The following is a 6,290-nucleotide window of genomic DNA, read 5'->3' as shown; positions in this document are numbered from 1 at the left end:
GCTCATCCTCAAGCAGCTTCATCCCTTCATGGATCAGACCGATCCGCGAGCCGTACCCTCTGGATAAAGAATCTCCGTCCTCCTGGCTCTTAGTCTGCATATAAAGACTGGTCCATACCTTGTACATCGCCTGTATATCCAGTCGCCACTGTTTACTGAACGTCCCGTCTTCATCCATGTCATTCCATGACTGAAATAATGAAGATACCTGGTCAGCAATCTGAATATAGGACATGCTGTCCTGCCCGGGCTTGAAATGCTGCTCGTCCTGATCCATCTCCGCCAGAAAAACCAGAATAATGACGTTGATAATATGTAAATGGGTTTTACGCTCAACCCTTGAATATTTGTTCCGCAGTTGGGTGAAGTTGGTGGCAAATCCCGAACCGAGCGGATTCACCAGCAGATGCAGGCGATGTCCGGAATTCATAATCCGGCAGCCTCCCTCCTTTGCCAGGTACTGCAGGGCATCATAAGCCCCGGTATCCTGCAGGCATTCCGCCGCGGCGGGATCATCTAGTGAAATTACTTTCCGGCGAAGCAAATCAAAAAACAGCCGGGAGGCCATCTGTAATTGTTCTAATGAATAGCTCATGCTCTAACCTCTCATCTCTGTACTATAGTCATGGTATAAGGACTCATTTCCAGCCCCGGCCATCTGACGGCTTCATTCCGCTGTTCTCCGGCAATTGTGGTTCTAAGCACTTTGCCGCGCAGTGTCTCCAGCTCAGGATGTGCTGCGAGCAGATGCTGGATTAACCGCTGGCATTCGTCCGTTCCGCCCGGGCTATCCGCATCAAGCTCCTGAACCCTAATCTCCGTGTGAAAAAACTGTACCCATAGGTCGACGGCATCCGGCGTCCGGGCCCATTGCAGCTTTGCCTCCTCCGAGAAAGCCTCTGCTGAGAATGTAAACCGTCCTGCCTCAGCCAGCTCCGTAAATACAGGAAGCCACAGCTCAGCGACCTCAGCCCACGGGATCGACTTCGGAACATAAGGAGCCTCCTGCTCTTCTCCTTCATCCTCCGGCTCATCAAACAAATCTTCCGGCAAAAAACCTACATCCTGCTCCTCCCAAGCCCAGGCGAGAGGATAGATGAAGTCCTGATGCGGCGCAAACAGCCCGCTGACCAGGAGTTCCAGGCTGTCCCCTCCGGGAAGGCCCTCACTCTTCACCCATTCCTCCCACACATTCGTCCGGAAATTAAAGCCGGCGGCTCCCCAGAACAGCTCCGGGAAATTCAGTCTTAAGTTCGTCTCGGCCTCAAAAATACTCAGGACGACCTCAGCCAGCTCATCATGCACTTTACGCGAGAGCTCCACCCGTTCGGACAGCAGACGCAGCTCGTTAAAGTCGATTACATCCTTCTCGTCATTGGCCAGCCGGGCCAGCGAGCGGTGAATATTATCGAAGTGCTTGCGTTCCTCGTCAAATTGCTGGTGAATCTCCTCCAGCCGCTGATGCCGCATTACGCCGTATTCGCTGGAAATATGCTTCGGATTGCGGCGCAAGGCGCTGCGGTATTCCTGCTGCTGCTGCGTCATCTTCCGTACACGCGAAATGAGTTCGTTCACATCCTGCATCGCCCGGGTTACGCGGCCATGCTTAATGTGCATCTGAATCTCCAGCAGCTTAATGCTGATCTGAAATTCATCGATGATCTCATGGCTCATGAAAATCAGCTCCAGTGCGTATTCGGACAGCCTGTATATGGTAGTGCCATTCTCTTCCCAGCTGCTGCGGGTTGCATCCTCGTCAACCGTGAAGTATTTGTACTTTTGCACCGTCATCTGCCTAGTGTGGTCGTCATAATAAACGGCTTCAAAATCACCGCCGCTGCCGCTCCACAGCAATCCGTCGACCAGCCGTTCCACGGATTCAGTCGTACCTAGCCTGGCAATATTGAAGCGTTCCAATGAACTCCATGCAAGAGCGATAATATCATCTTTAGAGCGCTGCTCATTCGATTCCAGCTCCAGGTAGTAGACCTGGAGCAGCACGCTGAGCGCAATCATTTCCTTATAGGGGTGCAGCTCACCAAGATTCATGCCTGCACCAAGGCTCCACAGAGGATTGAGCCGTTTATTCCGTTCACCAAAATCCGTCCAGTTCATGCTTCCTCCAACCTCGCCATCACTTCGTAATTAAGCACTTCCTGGGGAATCCGTCTGTTTTCTGCGAGCAATTGCATTAGGAAGGCCAACAAATCAGGTTCTTCCGCAAACTCCTGTGTCACGATCTCTAAATGAAAAGGCGGACATGGCTGCTGTTCTTTTAGATATGTATAAGAATTTTTGGCATGGCCAATCATTTGAATATAAACAGGCAGAGCCAGATGCAGATTCAACCCGGTATATTTGAGCTTTAAATTCCCGTAAATATCCCAGCCGGTCTTGTCCGTATCGCCGACATATAGAATTTCCGCCTGACTAGTATCAACTTTCGACTCTTGAAGATAGAGCAGGCTTCTGACAATTTTCCAGCCCTCGCCGTAGATCAGCATATCAGGTGTGATGCCGCATACCGGCTTCCCCTGTTGGACCAATCGTTTGGCAGAATCATAAAAAGAATGATTTTCGGAAATCAGGATACAACGAACCGGCCCTTGCGTATGGATATAAGATTCAAAAAGCTCCCGGACTATTACTGCTTTAAGAGAGTCCAAAGTAACTCCGATACGGGAGAGAAACTGATACCCTTCATCTTCAGATAGCCATTTCTCCTGATCAAACAATTCAAGCGAACGCTCTTCCCTTGTAACATACATCCGGTCGTTGGCAGTTCTCAAAAAATTATACACACGTTCTATGTAACTCCATATAAGCTCTGATTGTTCTTCCGGATGATTTTTGTAATAATCCAGCTTAAGCAGTCTGGAGTCCAGAACCCGAAGCATATCTGCTTCACTCCAGCTTGTTAAGGATGAAGCCGTCTCACACAGCCAGTAGGCAGAATTCAGCCGGGTAGTTTTATATTGCTTGCTTGTGGCTAATGGCGTTAAATAACCTTCAGCCACCAATTGCACAATCCCGGCCGCGAATTTCGTCAACCCGCCAGCATCAACGTAATCGGAGGAATATTCAAAAGTGCTTATGATCTCTTTTTCCAGCCGGTCGACCAGGATCTTATGTCTGCTTTTGCGGACTGATTTATATTTACGCTCTAGCTCTTTCAATATTCTGTCTTTCAATCTATCACCCTCATAAAATAACATAAACCCATATCCACCCTTACAGGGAGTAACATGGGTCAGAAACCGCGGATAACCAACCGTTACCCGGGGAATATATGTTTCTATTATATCAATTAAACAAGCATAAAAAAAGAGCCGATAAACGGCTCTTGCTTCTATTATAAAATGCAGCATAGATTACTGCTTGCTGTATTTCTCATGCAGCAAATAATGCAAATTCGCCTTAACCGCCGGCCATTCTTCATCAATGATGCTGTACAGCACATTATCCAGCACAGCCCCTCCCGAGGTGATCCGGTGTTTGCGCAGTACGCCTTCTTTTACCGCACCAATCCGCTCGATGGCTCTTTGGGATCTCAGGTTGTCTCCGACGATCGTGAAGTTGACCCGGATCAGCTCCAGGTGCTCGAAGCAATACTGCAGCAGCAATGATTTAGCCTCCGTATTAACCGGCGTTCTCCAGTAGTCCGGAGAGATCCAAGTACAGCCGATTTCTGCATTCCGGTGAGTCCGGTCGATATGCATAATCCGCGAGGTACCGGCGATTCTGCCCGTCACAAGATCAATCATCACAAAAGGCAGGTCATGCCCCTTCTCTTGACCCGTAAGTGCCGTATCAATCAGCTGCTCTACTTCTCCGGCGGACGTTATTTTCCTCCAGGTAAACTCCCAAATTTGCGGATTGTTCAGCATGGCGGTCAAATCTGCCTTATGTGCGGCTTCCATAGGAACCATTTTAATAAAAGTGCCGTTGAGCTGTCTGATGTTGTCCGAGATCACGAAGCTGCCTCCTATATTCTGATTAATCACGCTCTTAAGTGTACTTCCTAATAGATTATAAGATACCTCACCCTCCCTGTCTGCCATATTTCTATAAAAAAACAAGCCCCGTTTATGTAAAAACGGAGCTGTTCAGCTGCATACGTTTAATGAAGGAAAGTTTAACTTCTATCCGCAATCTCAGCAGAGATTAGCCGTATAATTTCTTCGATACTCATGGCTCCGGTATCGCCCGAAGCACGTTTTCTCACGGATACTGTATCGGATTTCTGCTCATTATCACCGAGTACGAGCATATACGGAACCTTTTCAAGCTGGGCTTCACGGATCTTCAGGCCAAGCTTCTCGTTGCGGTCATCCACCTCAGCCCTGATTCCTGCGGACGCCAGTGCCTGCTTCACTTGAAAGGCATAGTCTGCATGATTCCCGGAAACGGGCAGCAGCTTGGCTTGCACCGGAGACAGCCATACCGGAAAAGCCCCGCTGAAATGCTCTGTGAGAATTCCGATGAACCGGTCAATCGAACCGTAAACCGCACGGTGAATGACAACTGGCCGGTGTTTCTGGCCGTCTTCGCCAATGTAAGTCAGGTCAAATTTCTCAGGCATCTGGAAATCCAGTTGTACAGTTCCGCACTGCCAGCTTCTCTTGAGTGCATCCAGAATGTGAAAATCGATCTTCGGCCCGTAGAAGGCACCGTCTCCCGGATTAATCCGGTAAGGGATGCGGCGGTTCTGAAGCACCAGCTCCAGTGCTGCCTCCGCCTGATCCCAGAGAGATTCTTCTCCCATATAATCCGCCGGACGAGTGGATAACTCCACCTTGTATTCGAAGCCAAATACATTGTAGATATGATCGATCAGATCCAGCACCTGACCGATTTCCGCTTCAATCTGCTCCGGCAGGACGAACAAATGGGCATCATCCTGGCAGAAAGTGCGGACACGCATCATCCCGTTCAATGACCCGGAAGATTCATTGCGGTGCACCTGCCCGAATTCGGCAAGGCGGATCGGCAGCTCGCGGTAGGAGTGCCGGCTGTTTTTGAAGATCAGCATATGCCCCGGACAGTTCATCGGCTTCAGCGCGAATTTCGCCTCATCCACATGTGTGAAATACATATCGTCCTTGTAATGATCATAGTGTCCTGACTGCTCCCACAGCCGGTTGTTCATCATCAGCGGAGTGCGGACTTCACTGTAAGCCCGTTCCCGCTGGATTCCGCGGCTGAAATCCTCCAGCTCTGTGCGGATGATCATTCCTTTTGGCAAATAGAACGGCATTCCCGGCGATTCTTCCGAGAACATGAACAGCTCCAGTTCCTTACCCAGCTTGCGGTGATCACGCTTCTTCGCTTCTTCGAGCATATGCAAATGCTCTACGAGCTGCGCTTTTTTCAGGAACGAAACGCCATAAATCCGCTGAAGCATCTTGTTATTCGAATCTCCGCGCCAGTAAGCTCCGGCTACGCTCATGAGCTTAAAAACTTTAATTTGACCAGTTGAAGCCAGATGCGGCCCCCGGCACAGATCCGAGAATTCACCCTGATCGTAAATACTGATAACAGATTCTTCAGGCAAATCGCGGATCAGTTCCAGCTTAAGCGGCTCTTCAAGGTTTTCGAACAGGGCTTCCGCGTCTTCCCGGCTGACTTCCCGGCGGACAATCGGCAGATTCTCATTAATAATCCGTTGCATTTCCTGTTCAATTGCCGCCAGATCCTCGCTCGACAACGGTTGCTCAATATCTATATCGTAGTAGAACCCGTCTTCAATGACCGGACCGATACCCAGCTTCACATTTTTACCGCCGTATATGCGTTTAATGGCCTGAGCCATCAGATGGGCTGTGCTGTGTCTGTGAATGTCCTGGCCCTCTTGGCTATCCAGGAGCACAATTTCAACCCGGCTATCCTGAGCAACCGGATGATGAAGGTCCACGAGCTTACCGTTAATTTTACCTGCAACCGCATTTTTCTTTAGACTAGGGCTTATGGATTGGGCTATTGCACTAATTTCGGTGTTATGCGAATACCTCTTAACGTTTCCATCCGGCAATGTTACATTGATCTCCATGATTGTGGCCTCCATCTCTTCAAGTGGTATTGAACGCAAAAAAACGCATCTCTCCCGTAAAGGGACGAGTGCGTTCAGCTCGTGGTTCCACCCTAATTTGACCTGCAATGTTACAACCCTCTGCTGTTAAAAGGAAGTAAAGTCGCATAATCCTCATGGTATCCGGTATCGGGGATAAGACGGTGGCATTTACAGCCGCCCTAACAGCAGGGAGCGTTCAGTGCCACGGCTGCAATGGGGT

General features: G+C 49.5%; 5 protein-coding genes. All 5 read right to left on the bottom strand.

Going from position 1 to position 6,290, the window contains the following annotated elements; translation table 11 throughout:
• On the bottom strand, positions 1-595 hold a 595-nt coding region (locus tag AQR02_RS10340), incomplete at its 3' end, for a DUF6063 family protein (protein ID WP_159067731.1).
• Between the two features lie 11 nt (positions 596-606).
• Entirely contained in the window at positions 607-2,115 is a 1,509-nt protein-coding gene (locus tag AQR02_RS10335) for a hypothetical protein (protein ID WP_054940492.1), read from the bottom strand.
• Positions 2,112-3,191: a hypothetical protein gene (locus AQR02_RS10330; protein ID WP_148449082.1), complete on the bottom strand. Its 1,080-nt coding sequence runs from the start codon at positions 3,189-3,191 to the stop codon at positions 2,112-2,114. Before AQR02_RS10330 ends, AQR02_RS10335 begins: the two co-directional genes overlap by 4 nt.
• Positions 3,192-3,371: 180 nt before the next feature.
• Positions 3,372-3,974: a GNAT family N-acetyltransferase gene (locus AQR02_RS10325; protein WP_245237286.1), complete on the bottom strand. Its 603-nt coding sequence runs from the start codon at positions 3,972-3,974 to the stop codon at positions 3,372-3,374.
• Between the two features lie 161 nt (positions 3,975-4,135).
• Positions 4,136-6,049 (bottom strand): threonine--tRNA ligase, encoded by a 1,914-nt coding sequence (gene thrS / locus AQR02_RS10320; RefSeq protein ID WP_054940490.1) that lies wholly within the window; start codon positions 6,047-6,049, stop codon positions 4,136-4,138.
• Positions 6,050-6,290: the final 241 nt, after the last annotated feature.

Source organism: Paenibacillus ihuae (assembly GCF_001368795.1).
Classification (GTDB): Bacteria; Bacillota; Bacilli; order Paenibacillales; family Paenibacillaceae; genus Paenibacillus_AQ; species Paenibacillus_AQ ihuae.
This window is presented reverse-complemented; position numbering and strand designations above follow the sequence as displayed.